The sequence below is a fragment of the Bacillus sp. GMa5/1 genome (assembly GCF_050172015.1).
Taxonomy (GTDB): domain Bacteria; phylum Bacillota; class Bacilli; order Bacillales; family Bacillaceae_G; genus Bacillus_A; species Bacillus_A cereus.
This window is the reverse complement of the sequence record NZ_JBNLYC010000013.1, coordinates 23,944-46,850: the sequence shown is the minus strand read 5'-3', so window position 1 is coordinate 46,850 and position 22,907 is coordinate 23,944. Positions and strand designations below refer to the sequence as shown.

Genomic DNA, 22,907 nt, shown 5'->3' with positions numbered 1-22,907 from the left:
GAGGGAAGTTTGTGAAAATAAAAGTATTGTTAGTTGATGATCATACAGTCGTTTTAAAAGGATTAGCATTTTTCTTAAGTACACAGGAAGATTTAGAGTTAGTTGGAGAAGCGAATAATGGGAAAGAAGCGTTAGTGAAAGTAGGAGAAACAACTCCCGATGTTATATTAATGGATTTATACATGCCTGAAATGGATGGTGTTGAGGCGACGGCATATATTAAAAAAGAGTATCCAAATGTGAAAGTAATTGTATTAACTAGCTTTTCTGATCAGGCGCATGTGTTACCTGCATTAAGGGCTGGAGCAAGTGGGTATATTTTAAAAGATGTAGAACCAGATCAGCTTGTTGAGGCTATTCGAAGCGCATATAAAGGTAATATTCAATTACATCCGGATATAGCAAATGCTCTTCTCTCTCAAACATTACCTGTAGAAGAAAAGGAAGAAGAACCTTCTATTCAAGTGGATGTGCTAACAGCGAGAGAAAATGAAGTATTGCAGCTATTAGCGAAAGGGATGAGCAATAAGGAAGTTGCATCTGTTTTAGTTATTACAGAAAAGACGGTTAAGGCGCATGTAAGTAGCATTTTGAGTAAGTTGAATTTATCTGATCGTACGCAAGCGGCATTATATGCAGTGAAAAATGGAATTGTATAAGACGAAAGTCGTAAGACCAAGTTCGCCTTTGGAAGGTGGACTTTTTTTATGGAAAAATACGTCTATGTGAGGACGAAATTGTCATTATATAAAGATAAAATATGTTTGTAAGCAACAAAACAACAATTACAAGGGATACCTTTTTTGAAAGCATATAACAACATAAGAGTGAGTACTAGGAGGAATAAATAATGGCAACAGTTTTATTCGTTAAAGCAAATAACCGTCCAGCGGAACAAGCAGTTAGTGTAAAATTATATGAGGCATTTTTAGCAAACTATAAAGAAGCACACCCAAATGATACAGTAGTAGAACTTGATTTATATAAAGAAGAATTACCATATGTAGGCGTAGATATGATTAATGGTACATTCAAGGTAGGTAAAGGATTTGATTTAACAGAAGAAGAGGCAAAAGCAGTAGCAGTTGCTGATAAGTATTTAAATCAATTCCTAGAAGCTGATAAAGTTGTTTTCGGCTTCCCATTATGGAACTTAACGATTCCAGCAGTATTGCACACATATATTGATTATTTAAACCGTGCTGGTAAAACGTTCAAATATACGCCAGAGGGTCCAGTTGGCCTAATCGGAGATAAGAAGATTGCATTATTAAATGCAAGAGGCGGCGTATATTCAGAAGGTCCAGCAGCTGAGGTAGAAATGGCTGTTAAATATGTAGCAAGTATGATGGGCTTCTTCGGCGCAACAAACATGGAAACAGTAGTTATTGAAGGGCATAACCAATTCCCAGATAAAGCAGAAGAAATCATTGCTGCAGGTCTTGAAGAAGCAGCTAAAGTAGCAAGTAAATTTTAATTAAAAGTATAATCGTCACTCGAAAAAACAGCATTAACATGTAAACGTTAATGCTGTTTTTTTATATTTTTAGTTCATCAGCAAGTTTTTCTAATGTATTTCGATCTTGTATATAATATGTTCGGCCTTCTTTTCTTAAATAATTTTGTTGGCAAAACTGATTTAATACATATAAAAGATGACGGTAGCTGACATTTAAATATTCCGAGGCCTCGGTATGCTTTTCTATATAACAATTATTTTGCTCTGTTAATAAAATAAAAGCAGCTAATCGATTTTCAAAAGGATAACTATAGTTTTTTGCGTAATTTTCAGTGCGAGTAATTGTCTTTTCTCCAATAAATTTACATAAGTGCTGTAAAAACGTTGCATCTTGTAATAAAAGTTGCTGACAATCTTTAAGAGGAAGTGCCAAACACACACAATCTTCTAGTACTTCAACGGACTTAGTAATATTTTCTACTCCTATTAATCCTAATTCCCCGATAAAAGATGGTGCTTGAATAAAATTAATTAATGAAACCTTCCCGTTTTTATGACTCATATATATTTTTGCCTTCCCAGAAATTAAGTAATAGAGATAAGGGAGAGTATTTCCTTCGCTACATATCATCTCTTTCGTTTGAAAAGAATGTAGCTCTACATATGGCAAGACATGAAATGAAAATAGGGTATGGAATTGATGGATTTGCATGTATTGATAAATTTCTTCCTTATTTTTGCTGATTTTCATATTTTCACCCCTATGTATAGTATGAGATATCTCCTATTATCTTTACAAGAAGGAATGATACGATTTATGTAAATTTGTTTTTGTAGAAAAGAGAGTGTGATGAGTTTATGAAAAAATATAAAACATTGCTATTTGATGTAGATGATACATTATTAGATTTCCAAAAGGCTGAAAAAGTGGCTTTACGGGTGCTTTTTGAAGAGAAGGGAATCCCTTTAACAGACGAGATAGAGGCTCGTTATAAAAAAATAAATAAAGGTCTTTGGGATGCTTTTGAAAAAGGTGAACTATCACGCAATGAAGTTGTAAATACACGATTCTCTCTGTTGTTTAAAGAGTATGGAGAAGAAGTAGACGGAATATTATTCGAAAATAATTACCGTAACTACTTAGAAGAAGGAAATCAACTCATGCAAGGTGCGTTTAAATTTATAAATCAAATTCAAGGGGAGTATGAGTTATATATAGTGACAAATGGTGTTTCTAAGACGCAAGATAAACGTTTGCGTAATGCAGGGTTACATTCATTGTTTAAAGATGTTTTTGTTTCGGAAGATACAGGTTTTCAAAAGCCGATGAAAGAGTATTTTGATTATGTTTTTGAACGGATTCCTAACTTTGCACCTGAAGAAGGGCTGATTATTGGAGATTCATTAAGCGCGGATATTAAAGGTGGATATGTAGCGGGAATTGATACTTGTTGGTTTAATCCAGAAAGGAAATTAAATGATAGTGGGATTATACCGACATATGAAGTGCATAATTTTGAGGAGTTAGAAGCGTTATTAAAGCAGCATGTGTAATAAAAAAATAGGCAGTGGAGCTTTCATCCCCACTGCCTATTTTTATTAATTTTTATTTTCGTTATGTTTTGGGAGCGGAAAGGCATTCCCGATAGCAGCTGCACCAAGCATGGGCAATAGTAAATTAAGCGGGAAAAACATAAGTAATAGTAATGTTATAGCTATTGGCTTTCGTAACGCATAGCTTGAAATTGCTGTCGTTACGATGGCAACAGATGCTACTGGATCTATAGGAAGAATAGATGCTACAGCGTATCCGATACTTGACCCGGAAAATATAATTGGGAAGATATGTCCACCTCGCCACCCTGTGTTCAAACAAACGGCAGTAATGCACAACTTTAAAATCCCTGAAAGAAGTAGTATCCAAAAAGATAAATGGCTCCATTCAACAACTAATTCTTTTAATTGATGTTCACCTGAAAATAATGTGTACGGAAGAAAAGTTCCCGCAATTCCTAATAAAATACCACCGATAATTCCGAGTGTCAGTTTGTATTCCCTAAAAGGGTGAATTAACTTCTCTAATGTGAATTCTAACTTGAAATAAAAGAAACCAACTATAGCACCGATACTAGCAAGTGGAAGAAATGCGATCCATTCATTGAAAGAAAGTGCACCTTCCCCGAAATCAACAATAAAGGATCCACGATTATCGAGTTTACTCAGTAGTAAATAAACAGAAAAACCTGCGAAAGTAGTAGCTAAGTATACAATCGCCTTTTTTCCTTTAGAAAAAGCAGCAATTTGTTCCCCCTCATTTTCATTTGGTGCTAAATAACCGAATAATGGTGCGTTAAAAATGACACTTAAAGTAGCTCCAATTCCGATCTCGGTTAGCTCATTCATACCCTTTAAGGCAAATTTAAAGCGATCCCCTACCCATGTGCACAGTCCGCCTATAATTCCAACTAGTGCGGCTTCTGGACCAAGACTAGCACCGAAAATTAAAACAATAATCGCTGTTAAAGTAGCCTGATGGACAAAGCGATATTCGATTCGACCAGTTTTTTTATATTCAGCCATCACTTCAGGCATAAGGCGTGGGTATGTACCGAAATGTTTTTGTGATAGACCAACAAGGACCCCGCCAATTATTGTTACGCAAAGGGTGTAATAAGAGGGAAAAGAGAGAACTTCAGGCAAGTATCCCCAAATAAAGTGGATTCCAATATTTATTGTGACTAAAAATAACCAGACTGTAGCTCCTACTATAGATCCTAGAAGAATGCCATATAGAGCAAGTATGTACTGCATATCTTTTTTATTTGTCATGTTATACCTCCGTTATGTAAATCTTAGTAGGTAAAAAAGTGAAATATACTAGTGAAAAATGGATTGAATATATATAGTATCTTTTTGAGAAGATGGCCTATTCAACATATAGGCTAACTTTAGGGGAATTTGAATTTATAGGTTAAATTACTTATTTAATTTTATAGACTGATTTGAGGTTTTTAAAGGTCTTTTTTGAAATAGACTAGAATATATTTCTTTTGTTGCTTTATATGAAACTGTTAACATTTATTTTAGAACATTCAGAAAAACCGTTTGACATTAGGAAATTATTGCTATAAAATCAACGGTAATTGCATAGTCTTATCAAGAAAAGGTGGAGGGACAGGCCCGATGAAACCTTGGCAACAGCCGTATAACGGAATTGTGCCAAATCCTGCAGGTAGTAATCCTGAGAGATAAGAAAGAGCCTTTAGAGCGTGTTTTCAAACTGCTCCTTTCTTGTTTTCAGGAAAGGGGCAGTTTTTTATTTTGTATAAAAGAAAGGAGAATGAGAGATGGGAGAATCATGGGGAAAAGGAACAATTTGTGTGCAAGGTGGCTATACGCCAAAAAATGGTGAACCACGTGTTTTACCACTTTATCAAAGTACAACATATAAATACGATACTTCAGATGATTTAGCAGCCCTATTTAACTTAGAGGCAGAAGGATATATTTATACACGTATTGGAAACCCTACTCTAGCCGCATTTGAGCAGAAGTTATCAGATTTAGAAGGCGGTGTAGGAGCTGTTGCAACGGCTTCTGGGCAAGCAGCTATTATGCTCGCAGTTTTAAATATTTGTAGTAGTGGGGATCATTTACTTTGTTCTTCAACGGTTTACGGGGGAACGTTTAATTTATTTGGAGTGAGTTTGCGTAAACTGGGCATTGATGTTACGTTCTTTAATCCAAATTTAACGGCAGATGAAATTACGGCGCTTGCTAATGACAAGACGAAACTTATCTATGCAGAATCGTTAGGAAATCCAGCGATGAATGTTTTAAATTTTAAAGAATTTTCAGCTGCTGCTAAAGAATTAGAGGTACCTTTTATCGTTGATAATACATTAGCAACTCCTTATTTATGCCAGGCGTTTGAACATGGGGCAAATATTATTGTTCATTCTACGACGAAGTATATCGATGGGCATGCGAGCTCCTTAGGCGGTATTGTAATTGACGGTGGAAACTTTGATTGGACAAATGGAAAGTATCCTGAACTTGTTGAACCAGATCCAAGTTATCACGGTGTAAGTTACGTTCAAAACTTTGGTGCAGCAGCGTATATTGTGAAAGCACGTGTTCAGCTATTAAGAGATTATGGAAATTGTATGAGCCCATTCAATGCATATATTAGCAATATTGGCTTAGAAACATTGCATTTACGAATGGAACGTCATAGTGAAAATGCTCTTGCAGTTGCTAAGTGGCTTGCTAATCATGAACGTATTGAATGGGTGAATTATCCGGGCTTAGATAGTAATGAAAATTACTCATTGGCACAACAGTACTTGAAAAAAGGTGCTAGTGGTGTTTTAACTTTCGGTATTAAAGGCGGATTAGAAGCAGCAAAAGAATTTATCGCAAATGTAAAACTAGCAACTCTTGTAACACACGTAGCTGATGCACGAACTTGCGTTATACATCCTGCTAGTACGACGCATAGACAATTAAATGCTGAAGATCAGCGTTTAGCTGGTGTTACATCTGATTTAATTCGTTTATCAGTTGGTATAGAAGATGTTTCTGATATTATTGCAGATTTGGAAGCAGCTCTAGTTGGGGGCAAAACACATGCCGATCATAATTGATAAAGATTTACCGGCTCGCAAAGTGTTACAAAAAGAAAATATTTTTGTAATGACGAAGGAGCGAGCGGAAACACAAGATATACGCGCTTTGAAAATTGCTATATTAAATTTAATGCCAACGAAGCAAGACACAGAGGCACAATTACTTCGCTTAATTGGAAACACACCGTTACAATTAGATGTTCATTTGCTTCATATGGAATCACATCTATCTCGTAATGTAACGCAAGAACATTTAACAAGCTTTTATAAAACGTTTCGTGATATTGAAAATGAAAAGTTTGATGGGCTCATTATTACAGGAGCGCCAGTGGAGACCCTTGCTTTTGAAGAGGTAGATTATTGGGAAGAGCTTAAACATATTATGGAGTATTCAAAAACGAATGTAACATCTACGCTCCATATTTGCTGGGGAGCACAGGCTGGCTTGTACTATCATTATGGTGTTCCAAAGTATCCCCTTAAGGAAAAAATGTTCGGTGTATTTGAACATGAAGTTTGCGAGCAACATGTGAAATTGTTACAAGGATTTGATGAATTGTTTTTTGCTCCGCATTCTCGTCATACAGAAGTACGAGAGAATGATATTAGAGGAGTGAAAGACTTAACATTGTTAGCAAACTCTGAAGAAGCAGGTGTTCACCTTGTTATTGGGCCAGAAGGAAGGCAAGTGTTTGCCCTTGGACATAGCGAATATAGTTGTGAGACGTTAAAACAAGAATACGAACGAGATCGTGACAAGGGATTAAATATTGATGTGCCAAAAAACTATTTTAAACATAATAATCCAGATGAAAAGCCGCTTGTTAGGTGGAGGAGTCATGGTAATTTATTGTTTTCTAATTGGTTGAATTATTACGTGTATCAAGAAACCCCTTATATATTGTAAAGAAAGATTGTGTAACACGTGGCAACGTTTTCCTTGTAAAGATTAACCTTTATTTTTCCGAATGTTCAAAATACATTGTTTTTCAGATTTTTTACTCATATAATTTCATCTAAACACAATTTTTGAGGGGTGGACAGTACTATGAAAGAAATTCAAGTTGGGTTATTAGGTCTTGGGACAGTTGGCAGTGGTGTGGTTCGTATTATTACGGATCATCAAGAACGACTCATACACCAAGTAGGTTGTCCAGTGAAGGTAACGAAAGTATTAGTGCAAAACATTGAGAAAGAGAGAGAGGTAGAGGTACCTTCTACTCTATTAACACAAGATGCAAATGAAATTTTAGATAATCCAAATATTGATGTTGTCATTGAAGTGATGGGTGGCATTGATGATGCAAAATCATATATTTTACAAGCTTTAAAAAGCGGAAAGCATATTGTAACTGCAAATAAAGACTTAATGGCATTACATGGAGCTGAATTATTAGCGACAGCAAAAGATAATAAGGCTGATTTATTCTATGAGGCGAGTGTGGCAGGGGGAATTCCAATTTTACGCAGTATCGTAGAAGGACTTTCCTCAGATCTTATTACGAAAGTAATGGGAATTGTAAATGGAACGACAAATTTTATTTTGACGAAAATGTCAGACGAAGGGAGAGCATATAACGACGTGTTAAAAGAAGCCCAACAACTTGGATTTGCAGAAGCAGATCCAACATCAGATGTAGAAGGTTTAGATGCAGCAAGAAAAATGACGATTTTAGCTACTCTCGGTTTCTCTACAAATGTAGAGCTTGGAGACGTGAAAGTAAAAGGGATTACCTCTATTACAGAGGAAGATATTGAATATAGTAAGAGCTTAGGTTATACAATTAAATTAATCGGTCTTGCAAAACGAGATGGTGAAAAATTGGAGGTTACAGTTGAACCAACTTTACTTCCAAATACACATCCTCTTGCGGCAGTACAAAATGAATATAACGCTGTGTATGTGTACGGTGAAGCAGTTGGGGAAACGATGTTTTATGGACCAGGCGCAGGAAGTTTACCAACAGCGACAGCTGTTGTTTCGGATTTAGTTGCTGTAATGCAAAATATTAGATTAGGGGTAACAGGAAATAGTGCTGTAGTCCCACAATATCAAAAAGTATTAAAAGAGCCAGACGAAATTGTCGTGAAAAAGTTTTTAAGACTGTATGTAAAAGACGAAATTGGTGTATTTGCAAAAATTACTTCATTGTTCTCTGAGCGCGGAGTTAGCTTTGAGAAAATTATTCAAATGCCGCTTGAAGAGAAAGGAAAGGCTGAAATTGTAATTGTAACGCATCGTGCGTCTCTTGCTGATTATGATTATATTCTACATACGTTGCAAGGGTATGAAGAAATAGATTGTTTGAAAGCGAACTATCGAATTGAAGGGGATGCTAAGTAGTATCCTTACCATAAAACAGAAAGAGCCTATTAAGCAGCTTGCTTAATAGGCTCTTTTCTATTTAAAATCTGCGTACCAACTTGAATAAATGCTTGGATAATCCAGCCTGTTGTAAAGGATAAGATGATTGTTCCAAAATAGATAGGTCCGTCTAATAAAAAGCTTAACGTTAAAAATAAAAAGGCTAATGAAATCTCTGTTCTTCTAAACGTCCATTTTTTCTTCTCAGCAACCGTTAAAACGAAAGCTTCTTGAGGCGCTGCGCAAAGGTTTGTAGAGACGTAAAGACCAATTCCAGCTCCAACGAATAGATTTCCGCAAATAAGTGTTATATATTTTGGAAGAGAGCGGATAGCGTCCATAATAGTTGTAATGGAACCAATCCAATCAACAAAAAGAGAAATAAGAACCATCGTTACAATTGTACCGATTGTAATTTGTTTTTTATTCCAAAAGAGTACGATAAGTGTAAAAGCAAAGTTAATCATGAAAATCCAAAAACCAATACTTATGCCAAAATTTTGATATAGTGCAATAAAGAAGGAATCATAAGGGCTAAGTCCAAAGGAAGTAATTGTCGTCATCATATTAATACCGATGGCAAGAATGAGTAAACCGCCAATGAAAAATATATATTCTAATTTGAATCGAAGCATAGTTGTATATCCTTTCTAAATGTATTTGCTAGGAAAGGATATATTGTGGAAAGCTTACCAGGTCAAGGGAGAATTTTTGTGAGAAGGGGAAAATGAGATGACAAATATAAGAAAGATTGCTGAACTTGCTGGAGTATCTGTTTCAACTGTTTCACGTGTACTAAATAATCATCCGTACGTAAATGAACAGAAACGAAAAGAAATTTTAGCGATTATAGAAGAATTAAATTACACGCAAAATGTGAATGCAATTCATTTAGTGAAAGGAAAAACGAATGTAATTGGCGTTTTATTGCCACACGTAAATGATCAATATTATAGCGCTATTATCGAGGGGATATCAAAAGAGACAGCAAAGAATAATTATAATATGATGCTTTGCCAGACGAATTATAGCGAAGAAAGAGAACTAGAAATTTTAAATATGTTAAAAATGAAAAAGCTTGATGGGGTTATTATTTGTTCTCGGGCAAATAGTAAGGAGAAGCTTGAAGAATATACAAAATTCGGCCCGATTGTTATGTGTGAAGAAATAGATTCAAAATGCATTTCAAGTGTCCATATCGATTACTACAAAGTATTTTCACTTGGGATGAAAAGCTTAATAGATGGCGGTCATACACATATTGGATATTGTATTGGAAGAAGTAATAGTGTTAATAGCCAAAGACGAAAGAAGGCATATGAAGATTCGCTTCAACAGAGTATCGTAACACCGTTAGAGACCTGGAAATTTGAGGGTTGTTTTACAGTGGAAGATGGACGCAATGTAATTAGAGAATGGGCTCATATGTCAGTAAAACCGACGGCGTTCCTTGTATCTTGTAACCATATTGCAGCGGGGATGGTTACAGAAGCAAAAAAACAAGGAATTCGTATTCCAGAGGATATTACGATTATCGGGTGTGATGATCAAGAGGTGGCAGATATATTGGGTATAACGACGATTTCGCATTCTAGTAAAAACGTTGGAGTAAAAGCGTTTGAATTATTATATGAAAAGATTAATGAAGAGAAATTAGATGTGAAGCATATAGAGTTATTACCAGAGTTAGTAGATAGAGAAACGACGTAATTGCGAAGGTATGAAAATCGCTTTTCAAAATTTCGTTTGGTATAATTATGGACAATCTATGAAGGCTAAAAGGGGTTTTGATATGAGATCAAAAGTAGTAAAAGTAATTCTACTCATTACAATTGCATCTTTCTGTTTATTTGCATATGGCTTTGTTTCAGGTGTAAATGATGTGTTAAATCCGAAAGCTTCAAATTTAATTAAAAAGACCGATGTAGTGACAAAAGAGAAAAAGAAAACGGGAACGTTACAAATCGTTAGTTTAGGTGATTCATTAACGCGTGGCGTTGGTGATAAAGAAGGAATTGGCTATGTTGGGCGAATGAAAGAGGATTTACAAAAAGATTATAAGCAAAAAATTGCATTAACAAATTTAGCAGTTAGTGGTGCAAAAATGCCCGATTTATTAAAACAAATTGAAAGTAATGGCGCTCAATATTCAATTAAGCAAGCAGATGTAATCGTGTTAACGATTGGTGGAAATGATTTGTTCCCGGGCTGGGAATCACTTGGGAAAATAGATTTAGAGACGTATCGTCCTGACACAGAAACGTTTCAAAATGAAGCAAAGAAAATTATAGAAGAAATTCGTAAATTAAATACAGATAGTCCGATTTTTTGGCTTGGTTTATACAATCCTTTTGAAGATGTAGAAGATTTAAAAGGGTCTTCAAACATTGTTGTGGACTGGAATGCATCTTTAGAGAAGTTAGCGCTAAACGATAAAAATGTATATATTACACCGACATTTGATTTATTCCAAAACCGCGGGAAAGATTTATTATACTCTGATCATTTTCATCCGAACGAAGTAGGTTATACGTATATGGCAGAACGTTTAGTTCAAAATGTTGTAAGTAAATTAAAATTAGAACAAGGAGGGGTAAAATGACGACGATACTTTCCGTACGAGACTTGAAGAAGGTAATTGGAAAGAAGACTCTTGTAGAGAATATTTCCTTTGATGTAAAGCAAGGAGAAGTGTTCGGGTTCTTAGGACCAAATGGTGCTGGAAAGACGACTACCATTCGAATGTTAGTCGGATTGATTAAGGCGACAGAAGGTACGATTTCTATCGGTGGTTATTCGATTAAGGAAAATTTCAGAGAAGCGATGCGTCAAATTGGGAGTATCGTTGAAAACCCAGAGTTGTATACATATTTAACGGGATGGGAAAATTTAAAGCAATTTGCTCGTATGTTAGGTGATATATCAGATGAACGTATTATTGAAATTGCTGAAATGGTTCATTTAGATGAAAGAATTCATGACAAGGTAAAAACGTACTCACTTGGTATGAAACAACGCCTTGGAATTGCGCAGGCGCTCCTTGGGAATCCGAAATTGCTCATATTAGATGAGCCAACGAATGGTTTAGATCCAGCAGGGATTAGAGAACTTAGGGAATTTATACATAAGCTTGTAAAAGAAGAAAATATGAGCGTGTTTATTTCAAGTCACTTGCTAAGTGAAGTGCAAATGATATGCGATCGCGTTGCTATTATTCATAAAGGAAAAATGATAACAGTTGCCAAGGTTGAAGAATTAATTAAAACAGCAAGTGATCGTGTAGAATGGATTGTTACACCAATTTCTAAGGCGAAAGATATGCTAGAAGCGGCCGAAGAAGTAAGGGAAGTGAGTGTAGAAGGCGATCGATTACTATGCCGCATGGATATTGCATCTATAAGTAGTTGGAATAAACACTTTGTCGAAAATGAAATAGATGTACATAGCGTTAAGGAGCTTGTATTTACGCTAGAAGATTTATTTATTGAACTCACAAGGGGTGAGCAGCATGCGTGAATTTGCGAATCTAGTTTTAAATGAATCAGAAAAGATTTACCGCAAGAAACGTATTTTTGTTGTCATGCTTATTTTAGCAATCTTGATCCCGCTTTTTGTGTATGCGCAGTATCGTGAAATAGAAACGACACAAAAAAGACTCGGTACAACTGATTGGAAGGTTTCATTGCAACAGCAAATTGTTGATTCTCAGAACCGGTTGAACAATTCTAGGTTGCCAGAAGAATGGCGTGATTGGTTAAAGGTAAGAGTTGAGCAACAACAATATTATTTAGATCATGATATTAATCCGATGGCACCGGGTGCACCGACTTTTGTCAGAGCATTTATTGAACAAGGAATTACATTATTTATTCCGCTTCTTGTAATGATTGTAGCCATTGATATCGTTTCAGGAGAACGAAGTGATGGGACGATGAAGATGTTACTTACGCGGCCAATTCGGCGTTGGAAAATACTCCTTAGTAAATACGTGACGATGTTATTTTTCATTTCGCTCATACTGTTTCTTGTAGGTTTGTTTGCTTACATATTATCAGGGCTTGTATTTGGATACTCGGGATGGAATTTACCTGTTTTAACAGGATTTGTTATTGATAAGGAAACGCTAAATACGAACTTTGTGCATCTTATTCCGCAGTGGCAATACATCTTAATGGCGTATGGACTAGCATGGTTTGTTGCTATCGTTGTCGGAACTATATCATTTATGGTCTCTGTTTTAATTCGTAATACACCAGCTGGTATGGGCGTTATGCTAGCTGCATTAATTGCAGGCGGTATTTTAAGCTCGTTCGCAACATCTTGGGAAGGCGCCAAATATATTTTTAGTGTGAATTTATCATTAACGGATTATTTATCAGGAAAATTACCTGCATTACAAGGTTTATCGATGGGATTTTCTTTGATGAATTTAACTGTTTGGGCAGTTGTTTCTCTTGTTATTTCGTTCGTAGTATTTACAAGACAGGATATGGTGAATTAATTAGACAGGAAGTGACAGTATGGAAAATGTTTTAAAGAATGATTGGGAGCCACTATTGGCACCAGAATTCGAGAAAGAGTATTATCTTACTCTATCCAGTTTTTTGACAGAAGAATACAGCACGCATGTTGTTTATCCGAAGGTAGAAGATATTTTTAACGCTCTTCAGTATACAAGTTATGAAAATACAAAGGTTGTTATTTTAGGACAAGATCCATATCATGGACCGAATCAAGCGCATGGTTTAAGCTTTTCTGTGCAACCTGGTGTTAAAACACCACCGTCATTGTTAAATATGTATAAAGAACTTCGAGATGAATATGGTTATGAAATCCCGAATAACGGTTATTTAGTAAAATGGGCGGAACAAGGAGTATTATTACTAAATACCGTATTAACAGTTCGGCAAGGCGAAGCAAATTCTCATAAGGGAAAAGGATGGGAGCACTTTACAGATCGTGTAATTGAACTGTTGAATGAACGTGAAAAGCCAGTTATTTTCATATTGTGGGGGCGCCATGCGCAGGCGAAGAAGAAGTTAATTACGAATCCGAATCATCATATTATCGAATCTGTACATCCAAGCCCATTATCGGCAAGACGTGGTTTCTTTGGTAGTAAGCCATATTCTAAAGTAAATACGATTTTAGCTAATATGGGCGAAAGAGAAATTGATTGGGAAATTCCAAATTTATAAATAGAAAAGGTAGTTAACAGTCGTTAACTACCTTTTTATTATTATTGTTGCTCGTTCTTTAATTTTGCATCTAGTACAAAAGTGCCAAATGGGATAACTGATGAAACAAATGCTCCAAGTGCCCATAAAATTGATTTACGGTGTACGATTGTTACTTGAATTACTGCAAAGATGAATAGAATAAATAGAACACCATGAGCCATGCCTGTAATTTTAACAGCTGTTGCAAATCCTGCGAAATATTTCAATGGCATTGCTACAAATAATAGTAATAGGAAAGAAATACCCTCAACTAGTCCAATTGCTCTTAATCGTCCGATTGGTGTAGATAACATAAAGTAGCCTCCTTTAACGTATGCTTGTATATAGTAAATTTGTATTCTTTTTCAAAATAAAATAGTCTATTTTGTTTCATTATATACAAAAAGAAAGTTTACACTACGAGAATAGTGCAAAGTTCAAAATATGGTCACAAAAGCATGAGAATTTAAATAAAAACCTATTTGAAGTATTTGACTTCAAATAGGTTTTGTGAATGAAAATATTAAACAAGTACATCCGTTTTTAAAACGAATTTCTCTACAACTTTTGCAACACCATCGTTCATGTTTGTATCTGTTACGTAGTTTGCAATTTCTTTAATATCATCAGGTGCATTGCCCATTGCAACGCCAAGACCAGCAAATTCAATCATCGCTTGGTCGTTATAGCTATCGCCCATTGCGATAACTTCTTCACGCTTAATGCCAAGCTTTTGGATCAGTTTGTTTAAGCTCGTTCCTTTTGTAACACCAGCTTCAGTAAATTCTAAGAAGAATGGTTTCGAACGCATCACGCTTAATTGGCCTTCTAGCTGTTTTTGTAGTTTCTTTTCAACTTCAACAAGGCGTTCAGCTTCTTTATTCATTAATACTTTTACTACGGGCTCTTTAACTGCAGCTTTAAAGTCATCTACTACAACAATTGGCATACCAGTAATATCGCCCTCAATTTCAGTATAAGGATTATTTTCTTCCGTTACGATATCATCGCCCATATAAGTATGAATCCATACATCTTCAGTTTGACTAATTTCAAATAGGTTGTGAACGATTTCAGGAGATAGTGTACTACTAAAGATTTCTTCGTTTGTTTTACAGTTAATAATTTTTGCACCATTAAAAGATAAAATGAAACTGCCGTATTCTTCTAAACGAAGTTCTTTCGCTACATTGCGCATACCGAACGTTGGACGTCCAGAAGCAAGTACAACCTTTACGCCTTGCTCTTGTGCAGTCATTAACGCTTCTTTCGTACGAGGTGAAATAGTATGGTCATCACGTAATAAAGTATCATCTAAATCTAAAACAATCATTTTATAAGTCATATAGAAAATTCCTTTCTTTAATTGAAATCAAAATACATGTTCATGAAGAGATTGAGGAATAATAGTAAGACATCAAACCTCTTTGAAAAGAAGTAGATAAATTATTATGAGTGTGTTGCTCATAATATTGGTTAATAATCATTGGGGATGAATAAAACCCCAATGATTAAAGTTTGATTTTATCGTAACAACTCTAAAGGTAGAGTGCAATAATGGAAGTTTTCCAATTTAAGATATTTGTTTTGCTGTGGAACGAGAAAATAGTATTTCTAGCAAGATTGCCATTACAGATCCAAGAACGAGACCATTACTTAAAAACGATGCTAGAAATGGTGGAAGTGTGGAATATGCTCCTGCTGGAACAAACATAACTCCGACTCCTGTAAAGATTGAAAGACCGGCTACTTTAAATAATCGTTCTTTATCCTGGACAGTTTCGTATTCTCGAAAGGCGAGGCCAATCATGCTTGCGAATACAGGATAAATAGCGGCATAACCAACTGCAACAGGGATTGCTGCAAAGAATGAAGTAATCTTTGGAAATATACTAACGACAATAATAAAGCTTGACCCTAATATAAACGGGAGACGTTTATAAATATTAGTCGTTGCAATAAAACCTGCTGATCCAGAAATAGCGACAGGCCCAATAGCTGAAAATAGGCCGCCTAGCAATTGGTTGATTCCTGTTATAATGCCAGCTTGTTTAAAACGATCTGATGCAGCGTTTTCTTCATATTTAGAGACAACCTTTTGTACAACGCGAATACTTGCTAACATATTTGTTAGAAGTAAGAGCGTAACGAAAATGACCGTAATTACCATGTTCCATTCAACACGAGGCATTCCGAAAACAAATAAGGATGGAAAACGGATTATGTCTGTCACTGGTGTTATTGGATTAGATAATCCGAAGCATGCGAATAATATCCAGCCACATACGATACTGAAAAGAACGGAATATTGTCCAATAATAGGTAGCTTCATGATGAAAAAGGATAGTAAAATAACAATGAGTGAAAGAATAAATACGTTAGGTTGTACTTCTGTATGTTTTCCATCAAGGCCAAACATTCCCTTTAAGAAGGAGCCACTAAGCTGCGCGACAAGAAGAAATAAATACGTTCCAATGACTGTCGGTGTAAAATAGCGAACGAGTTTATCAATAAGTCCAAAAACGCTAAGAATAATACAAATAATACCACTTAATAAGAAAGCATATTGAAGAACTTTAAGTGTCTCATTATTTGATCCAAATAGTACGACGCCTAAACTTGCGTAAAGGGAGAAAATTCCCCACCAAAGGCCAGCAGGACCTTCTTGAATAGGAAGTTTATGCCCAAATATAGCTTGCAAGAGACCAGCAAAACCTAGAACAAATAATGTTCTTTGTACAAATGCGATGGCTTCAGCGCCATTAAGACCATAACTAGTTGCGACACTAATTGGTACAATAAGGCTTCCTGCTAAAATAAATAGTGCCCATTGTAAGGCGGAAAGAAATGTCTTCATTATATCAACCTCTTTCATAGATTCCGTATCTAGTATATACGTATTTTATTTCCACTGGCAAAGATTGTAGATAGAGAAAAGAGTTGAAACACAGTATGAATGCACGTAAGCAATTATGGATAGCAGTTATATGTATGACTTTTGTTGTAATTCTAGGAACGATAGGATTTATGACGATTGAAGAGATTAGTTTGTTTCAAGCATTTTGGATGACAATGATTACTGTATTGACTGTTGGATACGGAGATGCCGTTCCTGTAACGCAAACGGGGAAAGTATTTGCGCTTCTTATTATTCCTGTTGGCGTAGGTATTGTTACGTATGCAATTGGGGTAGTGGCAGCTATGATTATTGAAGGGAATTTATTTCATGCAGTACGGAGGAAGAAGATGGATAAACAAATAGCGCAGTTGAAAAATCATATTATAGTATGTGGTTGCGGTAGAGTGGGGCTTCAAGTTGTACATGAATTGCAAGAAAAGAATATTCCATTTGTCGTTGTTGATAAAGATGAAAGTATATTGGAGCAGGAAAAGCTTTTATTTGTACATGGAGATGCAACGGAAGATCAAGTATTACATAATGCCGGAATTTTAAAAGCAGCTGGTTTAGTTGCTATTGTTGCAAATGATGCCGAAAATGTATTTATTACATTAACAGCAAGAGGGTTAAACGATACGATTAAAATTGTGGCGAGATCTGAAAAGCCAGAAACTGAAGAGAAATTAAGGCGTGCTGGTGCAAATAAGGTTATTAATCCATCTAGTATGGCGGGTATTCATATCGCAAAAGGTATTGCAAATCCATTAACCGTTCATTATATTGATACAGTGTTGTATGGAGTAGAACAGTCATTTGTCATTGAAGAAATTCTAGTTGGAAAAGATTCAATATTAGTTGGTAAATCGTTACTAGAGAGTAATGTAAGGAATCAGTTTGATGTAACAATATTAGCGATTTCAAGAAATGGTAATATTATACATAATCCGGCAGGGCAGGAAAAATTGAAAGAACGTGATATGATAATAGTATTTGGTTCAGTAGAAAAATTGGGACAATTCGAGAAAGAATTACAAAGTACGAGGTGATAAGGAATGCAAATATCTAGCGACAAGATTTTAAATAAAATGGCGAATGAAATTGCGAAGGCAAAAAGTAGTGAAGGACAAAAGTCAAAAGAACATTTATTAGTTGTGCGTGCTTTATGTGACTTATTATTAGATGAACAAGTTGAAACATCTACATATAGAGAACCGAAAATTCAATCGCAAGTAATTGGATCACAACCAGTAACAACTATGCAACCAATTGCACCTGTTTCTGGGGAGCCAGTATATATAAAAGAAAGTGATGCAAACGGTAATTCTTTATTTGATTTTTAGAAGATAAATCGTTTGGCTTATATGCAAAAATTGCTTATGATAAAGGTAAAAAAGGGGAATTAAGATGAAAATTTTCTTTTTACTAGGTTGTATTGCAGCGGGGCTATCTGTTGCGTTAGGGGCCTTTGGAGCACACGGTTTAGAAAATAAAATTTCTGCAAAAATGTTAGAAGTTTGGAAAACAGGCGTTACATATCAAATGTTTCATGCAGGTGGACTATTCGTAGTTGCTTTATTGATGGATAAGGTTCAATCATCACTTTTAACTACTGCTGGTTGGCTAATGGTAGCTGGAATTATTATGTTCTCAGGTAGTTTGTATGCATTAAGTACGACAGGCATTAAGTTCTTTGGTCCAATTACACCTCTTGGTGGTGTAGCGTTTATTGTGGCGTGGATTCTAGTAGGGACTGCAGTTGTAAAAGGATTATAAAAAAACAAAAGCTGGCATTTGCCAGCTTTTTTTATGGTCTTGGAGTATAAGTTGCTTGTTGACTAGGTAAATACGTAATTTCTTCTGGAAACTCTACGTAATCTAAGTAGATCATTAGTAGTAAATAGCGTTTTCCTGATTGCGGTTCACTAATAACAATATGGTCACGGCCAGCTGCTTCAATAATACCTGTATAAGATTGTGTACCAAGGGAACTGCCACGTTCATAAGTCATTACAACCGTAGCTTGCTTACCTTTGTTTAAACGAAGGATATTTTCAATATAGGATTGCTCTAGAGGTAACATGCCTTGAGAAATTGCATATTGAGCTTGCGCAGCTTGAGCTGTTTGTTGTTGCATCGCTTGCTGCTGTTGTTGAGTCATTTGTTGCGGTTGTACATAAGTTCCAGATGGTTGATAAAAACCTGTTCCATAGTACGGATTTTGTTGCTGTGCCATTCAAAAATCCCTCCTCATTTTTATTCCTTAATATACGCTAGGGCAGTCTCCAGCAGATGGCTGGAAGAAGCAGTGCTTTTTAAAGCGACCAGAGTTTTGTTGGTTATACCAAGTTGGTGGACATGCCCCTTCAGGTCTAAAGAACCATAAGGCAAAGTTGGCAGGCCAAAAACGTTGCCCTTGAATGGTCCGTCTTGCTAGGGCAATATCTTGTTCACGTGCCCGTTGATAAAAGTATCCTTTTTGCGTTGCTTCAAAACCGCCGGGGTTTTGATAAACCATTTGACGTAAATTACGAATGCTTTTAAAGTCTAAACAATTTCCGCGGACACGATTTACCCCAACGTTTCCGACCATTAACATTCCTTGTTGTCCTTCTCCTTCGGCTTCAGCACGCATCAGTCTAGCTAACAACTTTACATCTTCTTCGTTATAAGCAATAACTCCCATTATGTGTCACCTCTCTTTTTGGAATACCTTTTGGAAAGAGGTTTATCTCTAGATGAAGTGTGTAACAATTACTAGTTCATACGTATGAGGAAAAGGGCTCAGATATGACAACCAAACGAAGTTTTACATTGAGAGCGGAAAATAAAAAAAGCTAGCGTGAGCCAGCTTTTTTATTAAAAAACTTTAGACCATAAGTTTGAGAAGAAATCACCAATAGAGCGCATTGTTAACACAAACCAATTTGCTTTTTCAACTTCCTCTGTCGTTTTTGCAGTAACTTTCATACTTTTACTACCGTCTAAGAAACCATATTTATCAGTTGATTCTAAAGTAATTGAGCCTACTTTGGCATCTTTCTTAATAGGAGCAACTAAATGTCCATCTTCAGCAAGAGATTTATCTAATTCAGTCCCAATTTTATAAGGTTCTTTGCTACCTTTTTTCGCAATTACTGTTATTTCTTTTTCGGGTGCAACAGTTACTTGGTCTTCTTTCCCTTTTACTACAGAGATTGTATTGTTCTTATTAACTTTTAGTTTTTGTTTTTCAAAGTTATTAAATCCATATTCGATTAATTCACGAGATTCTGTGAAACGTTCATCCATTGATTTTGTTTTAATAATAACCGAGATAAGACGTACATCACCACGTTTAGCAGTAATAGTAAATCCGTATCCAGCTGTATCAGAACTTCCAGTTTTTAAACCATCAGTACCTTCATAAGCGAAAGCAGCTCCTGGTAACATCCAATTCCAGTTTTCCATACGAATTGGTTTTGGGTGATTGTCTGGGAAGTTTCTAAATCTTTGTTTTGTATCCTCTAGCATTTCTGGATACTTTGTAATCATTGCTTTTGAAAGCATACCCATATCACGAGCTGACATAGAGTTTTCTGCATTTGGATCAGTACCCTCAGGATGTTTTCCTTTTAAGTCAGCGTTATTTAAGCCCGTAGCGTTTACAAATTTATATTTCTTTAATCCTAGCTTTTTAGCATGTTCATTTGCAAGATTTAAGAAGTTTTTCTCACTTCCTGCAAGAAGTTCTGCTAAAGCGATACTAGATCCATTTGCAGAGAATATAACAATAGAATGATATAATTCTTTTACAGTATATTGACGTCCTTTTTCGAACGGTACATTAGAGAATTCATTATTAAGAGAGACTTCATAAGCGTAATCAGAAATATTTACTTTCGTATCCCATGTGATTTTTCCTTCTTTAATTGCTTCTAAAACAGCGTAAACAACAATTAATTTCGACATACTAGCAATAGCTAGCAATTCATCGGGATTTTGCTCGTGAAGTATTTTTCCTGTATCTGCATCAAATAAAAGTGCAGCGGCTGCCTCAATATGTATTTTTTCTTCCGCATGGGATGTTGTTACTACTAAGGAAGAAATTGACAATACAAGCAATAGTAAAATAGACAAAATTTTTTTCATATAGATTATCACCTTCGCATCGTTATTTAGCATATAGCTCGTATCATTTTAGCATATCTTTACATATAAAAAGGTTACAATTTTACAATAAATTTGAAAAAATGTCGGTTTTTCTTCAAAAGTGCAGAAAAAAGGGGATTTTTGAGGATAAATATAGAGAAGAATAAAAAAAGGAACGAATTTCGTTCCTTTTCACCATTTATATGTGTAAAAATTTCTCTACTTTTTCGTCTGGTAAAATGTTTCCAACGAAGAATGTTCCAAATTCACCATAACGAGCACTTACTTCATCGAAGCGCATTTCATATATAAGTTTTTTAAATTGAAGAACATCGTCAGCGAATAATGTTACGCCCCATTCGAAATCGTCGAATCCAACAGATCCTGAAATCACTTGGCGTACTTTACCTGCGTATTGACGGCCAATTTTACTATGACTGTACATCATTTTTTTACGCTCTTCCATAGGAAGCATGTACCAGTTGTCATCACCTTGGCGACGCTTATCCATTGGATAGAAGCAAATATGATTTGCTTTCGGCAATTCAGGATATAAGCGAGCTAAAATTTGCGGGTTTTGGTATGGATCCTCATCAGCTGGAAGATAGTTGCTTAATTCAACAACAGATACGTAAGAATATGCAGGAACCATATATTCAGCTAAAGTTGTTTTATTCAATTCTGTCTCAATTTCATTTAACTCTTCCATTGTTGGACGTAAAATCATAAGCATAATATCAGCTTTTTGGCCAACAACTGTATACATTGCGTGACTACCTTTTTTCGCAGTAGCTACTTCGTTCCATTTTTCAACGACATTTAAAAATTCAGACACTGCTTGTCCGCGTTCGTCGCTAGATAATGTTTTCCATGCAGCCCAATCAATAGAACGTAAATCATGTAAACAATACCAGCCATCTAACGTTGTTGTTGCTTCACTCATTCTATTCACCTCAGTTAATGATAGTTTTACACGTTAACTATAGCATATATAGTTTTAAAATCATCTATATAAAACCTTGGCGCATAAAATTGTCACATTTAAGTGTTTAAGCAAGGTGAATTTAACGGCTGAATTTTATGAAAATATAATCATTTTTATTTTATCTATTTTTTGGGAGCTATAAGTTTAAAATATAGAAGAAAAGCAGTATTCTTAAAGATAGAGTTTTTTTAACATATGTAGGAGGGTTTATTCGTGAGCAACTTATTTACAACAGTAAAAGAAAAAGTTCAAGGAAAAGGCATTTCTATCGTACTTCCTGAAGGAACTGATGAAAGAATTTTAGGCGCTGCAGAGCGTTTAGCAAAAGAAGAGTTAGTAAAACCAATCTTAGTTGGTAATAGAGAAGAAATTAGCGCAAAAGCTGCTAGCATGAATTTAACATTAGCAGGCGTTGATATTTACGACCCAGCTACATACGAAGAAATGGATGCAATGGTAGCATCTTTCGTTGAACGCCGTAAAGGTAAAGCAACTGAAGAAGACGCTCGCAAAATCCTTAAAGACGAAAACTACTTCGGTACAATGCTTGTATACATGGGCAAAGCACACGGTCTAGTAAGTGGTGCAGCTCACTCTACAGCTGATACAGTTCGTCCAGCACTTCAAATTATTAAAACAAAACCAGGCGTTACAAAAACTTCTGGCGTATTCATCATGGTACGTGAAGAAGAGAAATATGTATTCGCTGATTGCGCAATTAACATTGCACCAAACAGCCAAGATTTAGCTGAAATCGGTATCGAAAGTGCGAAAACTGCTGAGTTATTCGGCATTGATCCACGCGTTGCTATGTTAAGCTTCTCTACAAAAGGTTCTGCGAAATCTCCAGAAACAGAAAAAGTTGTAGAAGCAACTCGCATTGCAAAAGAAATGGCTCCTGAGTTAACTTTAGATGGAGAATTCCAATTCGATGCTGCATTCGTACCATCTGTAGCTGAGAAAAAAGCTCCAGGTTCTACAATTAAAGGTGATGCTAACGTATTCGTATTCCCAAGCTTAGAAGCTGGTAATATCGGCTACAAAATCGCTCAACGTTTAGGTAACTTCGAAGCAGTAGGACCAATCTTACAAGGCTTAAACATGCCTGTAAATGACCTATCTCGTGGATGTAACGAGGAAGAAGTGTACAAGTTAGCTTTAATTACAGCAGCTCAAGCACTTTAATTCTATAATGAATTGAAATAAAGACCGTCGCTATTATAG

Annotated in this window: 25 protein-coding genes and 1 riboswitch; of the genes, 15 read left to right on the top strand and 10 right to left on the bottom strand. The window is 35.7% G+C overall.

Going from position 1 to position 22,907, the window contains the following annotated elements; translation table 11 throughout:
• Positions 1-11 precede the first annotated feature (11 nt).
• Together ACQGSG_RS05695 and ACQGSG_RS05690 are read left to right on the top strand one after the other, a co-directional pair.
• Complete coding sequence (locus ACQGSG_RS05695; RefSeq protein WP_000695813.1) at positions 12-659, top strand: response regulator; 648 nt, start codon at positions 12-14, stop codon at positions 657-659.
• A gap of 191 nt (positions 660-850) precedes the next feature.
• The gene (locus tag ACQGSG_RS05690) at positions 851-1,477 is read left to right on the top strand and encodes an FMN-dependent NADH-azoreductase (RefSeq protein WP_000246735.1); all 627 of its coding nucleotides are present in this window, start codon (positions 851-853) and stop codon (positions 1,475-1,477) included.
• Positions 1,478-1,538: 61 nt separating this feature from the next.
• Here ACQGSG_RS05690 and ACQGSG_RS05685 read toward each other — a convergent pair whose 3' ends face one another.
• A complete protein-coding gene (locus tag ACQGSG_RS05685) occupies positions 1,539-2,210 on the bottom strand; it encodes a transcriptional regulator YeiL (RefSeq protein WP_000703332.1) in 672 nt (223 codons plus the stop codon).
• 107 nt (positions 2,211-2,317) lie between these two features.
• Here ACQGSG_RS05685 and ACQGSG_RS05680 point away from each other — a divergent pair, with 107 nt between their 5' ends.
• On the top strand, positions 2,318-3,013 hold the full coding sequence (locus ACQGSG_RS05680) for a YjjG family noncanonical pyrimidine nucleotidase (protein ID WP_000760189.1): 696 nt from the start codon (positions 2,318-2,320) through the stop codon (positions 3,011-3,013).
• A 45-nt stretch (positions 3,014-3,058) separates the two neighbouring features.
• Here ACQGSG_RS05680 and ACQGSG_RS05675 read toward each other — a convergent pair whose 3' ends face one another.
• The gene (locus ACQGSG_RS05675; protein WP_000182464.1) at positions 3,059-4,288 is read right to left on the bottom strand and encodes a chloride channel protein; all 1,230 of its coding nucleotides are present in this window, start codon (positions 4,286-4,288) and stop codon (positions 3,059-3,061) included.
• Between the two features lie 321 nt (positions 4,289-4,609).
• A riboswitch (SAM riboswitch) is annotated at positions 4,610-4,714 on the top strand.
• 92 nt (positions 4,715-4,806) lie between these two features.
• On the opposite strand from ACQGSG_RS05675, the gene ACQGSG_RS05670 reads away from it, so the two are divergent.
• The 3 genes from ACQGSG_RS05670 to ACQGSG_RS05660 all read left to right on the top strand — a co-directional run bounded on the left by ACQGSG_RS05670 (position 4,807) and on the right by ACQGSG_RS05660 (position 8,431).
• The gene (locus ACQGSG_RS05670; protein WP_000504780.1) at positions 4,807-6,105 is read left to right on the top strand and encodes a bifunctional O-acetylhomoserine aminocarboxypropyltransferase/cysteine synthase; all 1,299 of its coding nucleotides are present in this window, start codon (positions 4,807-4,809) and stop codon (positions 6,103-6,105) included.
• Positions 6,089-6,994 carry a homoserine O-acetyltransferase MetA gene (gene metA, locus ACQGSG_RS05665; RefSeq protein ID WP_001121538.1) on the top strand — a complete coding sequence of 302 codons (906 nt, stop codon included), beginning with the start codon at positions 6,089-6,091 and terminating at the stop codon, positions 6,992-6,994. The genes ACQGSG_RS05670 and metA overlap by 17 nt, the downstream gene beginning before the upstream one ends.
• 141 nt (positions 6,995-7,135) lie before the next feature.
• Positions 7,136-8,431: a homoserine dehydrogenase gene (locus tag ACQGSG_RS05660; protein WP_325843016.1), complete on the top strand. Its 1,296-nt coding sequence runs from the start codon at positions 7,136-7,138 to the stop codon at positions 8,429-8,431.
• Positions 8,432-8,460: 29 nt separating this feature from the next.
• Here the strand turns inward: ACQGSG_RS05660 and ACQGSG_RS05655 are convergent, their stop codons facing one another.
• Positions 8,461-9,087: a YczE/YyaS/YitT family protein gene (locus ACQGSG_RS05655; RefSeq protein ID WP_000943411.1), complete on the bottom strand. Its 627-nt coding sequence runs from the start codon at positions 9,085-9,087 to the stop codon at positions 8,461-8,463.
• A 97-nt stretch (positions 9,088-9,184) separates the two neighbouring features.
• Here ACQGSG_RS05655 and ACQGSG_RS05650 point away from each other — a divergent pair, with 97 nt between their 5' ends.
• Genes ACQGSG_RS05650 through ACQGSG_RS05630 form a run of 5 tightly spaced genes read left to right on the top strand, consistent with a single transcriptional unit; the run spans position 9,185 to position 13,650 of the window.
• Positions 9,185-10,162, top strand: coding sequence for a LacI family DNA-binding transcriptional regulator (locus ACQGSG_RS05650; protein WP_098877097.1), 978 nt, complete (start codon positions 9,185-9,187; stop codon positions 10,160-10,162).
• A gap of 10 nt (positions 10,163-10,172) precedes the next feature.
• Positions 10,173-11,054 (top strand): SGNH/GDSL hydrolase family protein, encoded by an 882-nt coding sequence (locus ACQGSG_RS05645; protein ID WP_141529101.1) that lies wholly within the window; start codon positions 10,173-10,175, stop codon positions 11,052-11,054.
• Positions 11,051-11,968 (top strand): ABC transporter ATP-binding protein, encoded by a 918-nt coding sequence (locus tag ACQGSG_RS05640; protein WP_000207719.1) that lies wholly within the window; start codon positions 11,051-11,053, stop codon positions 11,966-11,968. Before ACQGSG_RS05645 ends, ACQGSG_RS05640 begins: the two co-directional genes overlap by 4 nt.
• Complete coding sequence (locus ACQGSG_RS05635) at positions 11,961-12,953, top strand: ABC transporter permease subunit (protein ID WP_001206477.1); 993 nt, start codon at positions 11,961-11,963, stop codon at positions 12,951-12,953. Before ACQGSG_RS05640 ends, ACQGSG_RS05635 begins: the two co-directional genes overlap by 8 nt.
• Positions 12,954-12,972: 19 nt before the next feature.
• On the top strand, positions 12,973-13,650 hold the full coding sequence (locus ACQGSG_RS05630; protein WP_000432520.1) for a uracil-DNA glycosylase: 678 nt from the start codon (positions 12,973-12,975) through the stop codon (positions 13,648-13,650).
• A gap of 41 nt (positions 13,651-13,691) precedes the next feature.
• Here ACQGSG_RS05630 and ACQGSG_RS05625 read toward each other — a convergent pair whose 3' ends face one another.
• The 3 genes from ACQGSG_RS05625 to ACQGSG_RS05615 all read right to left on the bottom strand — a co-directional run bounded on the left by ACQGSG_RS05625 (position 13,692) and on the right by ACQGSG_RS05615 (position 16,528).
• Positions 13,692-13,985 carry a DUF3817 domain-containing protein gene (locus ACQGSG_RS05625; protein WP_000953396.1) on the bottom strand — a complete coding sequence of 98 codons (294 nt, stop codon included), beginning with the start codon at positions 13,983-13,985 and terminating at the stop codon, positions 13,692-13,694.
• 209 nt (positions 13,986-14,194) lie between these two features.
• Entirely contained in the window at positions 14,195-15,016 is an 822-nt protein-coding gene (locus ACQGSG_RS05620; RefSeq protein WP_000221395.1) for a Cof-type HAD-IIB family hydrolase, read from the bottom strand.
• Positions 15,017-15,244: 228 nt separating this feature from the next.
• Positions 15,245-16,528 carry a purine/pyrimidine permease gene (locus tag ACQGSG_RS05615; RefSeq protein ID WP_000847044.1) on the bottom strand — a complete coding sequence of 428 codons (1,284 nt, stop codon included), beginning with the start codon at positions 16,526-16,528 and terminating at the stop codon, positions 15,245-15,247.
• 95 nt (positions 16,529-16,623) lie between these two features.
• Here ACQGSG_RS05615 and ACQGSG_RS05610 point away from each other — a divergent pair, with 95 nt between their 5' ends.
• From ACQGSG_RS05610 to ACQGSG_RS05600, 3 genes are all read left to right on the top strand, one after another.
• Entirely contained in the window at positions 16,624-17,616 is a 993-nt protein-coding gene (locus ACQGSG_RS05610; RefSeq protein ID WP_000993988.1) for a potassium channel family protein, read from the top strand.
• A 6-nt stretch (positions 17,617-17,622) separates the two neighbouring features.
• Positions 17,623-17,910, top strand: a complete 288-nt coding sequence (locus tag ACQGSG_RS05605; RefSeq protein ID WP_001167349.1) for a YwdI family protein — start codon at positions 17,623-17,625, stop codon at positions 17,908-17,910.
• 64 nt (positions 17,911-17,974) lie between these two features.
• Positions 17,975-18,343, top strand: coding sequence for a DUF423 domain-containing protein (locus ACQGSG_RS05600; RefSeq protein WP_000688315.1), 369 nt, complete (start codon positions 17,975-17,977; stop codon positions 18,341-18,343).
• Between the two features lie 31 nt (positions 18,344-18,374).
• Here the strand turns inward: ACQGSG_RS05600 and gerQ are convergent, their stop codons facing one another.
• The 4 genes from gerQ to hemQ form a co-directional block, all read right to left on the bottom strand.
• Positions 18,375-18,803 carry a spore coat protein GerQ gene (gene gerQ, locus ACQGSG_RS05595; RefSeq protein ID WP_000068652.1) on the bottom strand — a complete coding sequence of 143 codons (429 nt, stop codon included), beginning with the start codon at positions 18,801-18,803 and terminating at the stop codon, positions 18,375-18,377.
• A 27-nt stretch (positions 18,804-18,830) separates the two neighbouring features.
• Complete coding sequence (gene cwlJ / locus ACQGSG_RS05590; RefSeq protein ID WP_000538167.1) at positions 18,831-19,253, bottom strand: cell wall hydrolase CwlJ; 423 nt, start codon at positions 19,251-19,253, stop codon at positions 18,831-18,833.
• Positions 19,254-19,426: 173 nt separating this feature from the next.
• Entirely contained in the window at positions 19,427-20,698 is a 1,272-nt protein-coding gene (locus ACQGSG_RS05585; RefSeq protein ID WP_325843015.1) for a serine hydrolase, read from the bottom strand.
• A gap of 199 nt (positions 20,699-20,897) precedes the next feature.
• On the bottom strand, positions 20,898-21,641 hold the full coding sequence (gene hemQ, locus ACQGSG_RS05580) for a hydrogen peroxide-dependent heme synthase (RefSeq protein WP_001287595.1): 744 nt from the start codon (positions 21,639-21,641) through the stop codon (positions 20,898-20,900).
• A 255-nt stretch (positions 21,642-21,896) separates the two neighbouring features.
• Here hemQ and pta point away from each other — a divergent pair, with 255 nt between their 5' ends.
• Positions 21,897-22,868, top strand: coding sequence for a phosphate acetyltransferase (gene pta, locus ACQGSG_RS05575; RefSeq protein ID WP_000067225.1), 972 nt, complete (start codon positions 21,897-21,899; stop codon positions 22,866-22,868).
• Positions 22,869-22,907: the final 39 nt, after the last annotated feature.

What these genes read in the sequence shown, in the direction of transcription:
- ACQGSG_RS05655 (WP_000943411.1), bottom strand. Translation starts at nt 9,087, where the DNA reads ATGCTTCGATTCAAATTAGAATATATATTTTTCATTGGCGGTTTACTC.
- ACQGSG_RS05585 (WP_325843015.1), bottom strand. Translation starts at nt 20,698, where the DNA reads ATGAAAAAAATTTTGTCTATTTTACTATTGCTTGTATTGTCAATTTCT.
- ACQGSG_RS05675 (WP_000182464.1), bottom strand. Translation starts at nt 4,288, where the DNA reads ATGACAAATAAAAAAGATATGCAGTACATACTTGCTCTATATGGCATT.
- hemQ (WP_001287595.1), bottom strand. Translation starts at nt 21,641, where the DNA reads ATGAGTGAAGCAACAACAACGTTAGATGGCTGGTATTGTTTACATGAT.
- ACQGSG_RS05600 (WP_000688315.1), top strand. Translation starts at nt 17,975, where the DNA reads ATGAAAATTTTCTTTTTACTAGGTTGTATTGCAGCGGGGCTATCTGTT.
- ACQGSG_RS05605 (WP_001167349.1), top strand. Translation starts at nt 17,623, where the DNA reads ATGCAAATATCTAGCGACAAGATTTTAAATAAAATGGCGAATGAAATT.
- ACQGSG_RS05615 (WP_000847044.1), bottom strand. Translation starts at nt 16,528, where the DNA reads ATGAAGACATTTCTTTCCGCCTTACAATGGGCACTATTTATTTTAGCA.
- cwlJ (WP_000538167.1), bottom strand. Translation starts at nt 19,253, where the DNA reads ATGGGAGTTATTGCTTATAACGAAGAAGATGTAAAGTTGTTAGCTAGA.
- metA (WP_001121538.1), top strand. Translation starts at nt 6,089, where the DNA reads ATGCCGATCATAATTGATAAAGATTTACCGGCTCGCAAAGTGTTACAA.
- ACQGSG_RS05685 (WP_000703332.1), bottom strand. Translation starts at nt 2,210, where the DNA reads ATGAAAATCAGCAAAAATAAGGAAGAAATTTATCAATACATGCAAATC.
- ACQGSG_RS05625 (WP_000953396.1), bottom strand. Translation starts at nt 13,985, where the DNA reads ATGTTATCTACACCAATCGGACGATTAAGAGCAATTGGACTAGTTGAG.
- ACQGSG_RS05610 (WP_000993988.1), top strand. Translation starts at nt 16,624, where the DNA reads ATGAATGCACGTAAGCAATTATGGATAGCAGTTATATGTATGACTTTT.
- ACQGSG_RS05660 (WP_325843016.1), top strand. Translation starts at nt 7,136, where the DNA reads ATGAAAGAAATTCAAGTTGGGTTATTAGGTCTTGGGACAGTTGGCAGT.
- ACQGSG_RS05670 (WP_000504780.1), top strand. Translation starts at nt 4,807, where the DNA reads ATGGGAGAATCATGGGGAAAAGGAACAATTTGTGTGCAAGGTGGCTAT.
- ACQGSG_RS05650 (WP_098877097.1), top strand. Translation starts at nt 9,185, where the DNA reads ATGACAAATATAAGAAAGATTGCTGAACTTGCTGGAGTATCTGTTTCA.
- ACQGSG_RS05630 (WP_000432520.1), top strand. Translation starts at nt 12,973, where the DNA reads ATGGAAAATGTTTTAAAGAATGATTGGGAGCCACTATTGGCACCAGAA.
- ACQGSG_RS05635 (WP_001206477.1), top strand. Translation starts at nt 11,961, where the DNA reads ATGCGTGAATTTGCGAATCTAGTTTTAAATGAATCAGAAAAGATTTAC.
- ACQGSG_RS05680 (WP_000760189.1), top strand. Translation starts at nt 2,318, where the DNA reads ATGAAAAAATATAAAACATTGCTATTTGATGTAGATGATACATTATTA.
- ACQGSG_RS05690 (WP_000246735.1), top strand. Translation starts at nt 851, where the DNA reads ATGGCAACAGTTTTATTCGTTAAAGCAAATAACCGTCCAGCGGAACAA.
- ACQGSG_RS05620 (WP_000221395.1), bottom strand. Translation starts at nt 15,016, where the DNA reads ATGACTTATAAAATGATTGTTTTAGATTTAGATGATACTTTATTACGT.
- ACQGSG_RS05640 (WP_000207719.1), top strand. Translation starts at nt 11,051, where the DNA reads ATGACGACGATACTTTCCGTACGAGACTTGAAGAAGGTAATTGGAAAG.
- gerQ (WP_000068652.1), bottom strand. Translation starts at nt 18,803, where the DNA reads ATGGCACAGCAACAAAATCCGTACTATGGAACAGGTTTTTATCAACCA.
- ACQGSG_RS05645 (WP_141529101.1), top strand. Translation starts at nt 10,173, where the DNA reads ATGAAAATCGCTTTTCAAAATTTCGTTTGGTATAATTATGGACAATCT.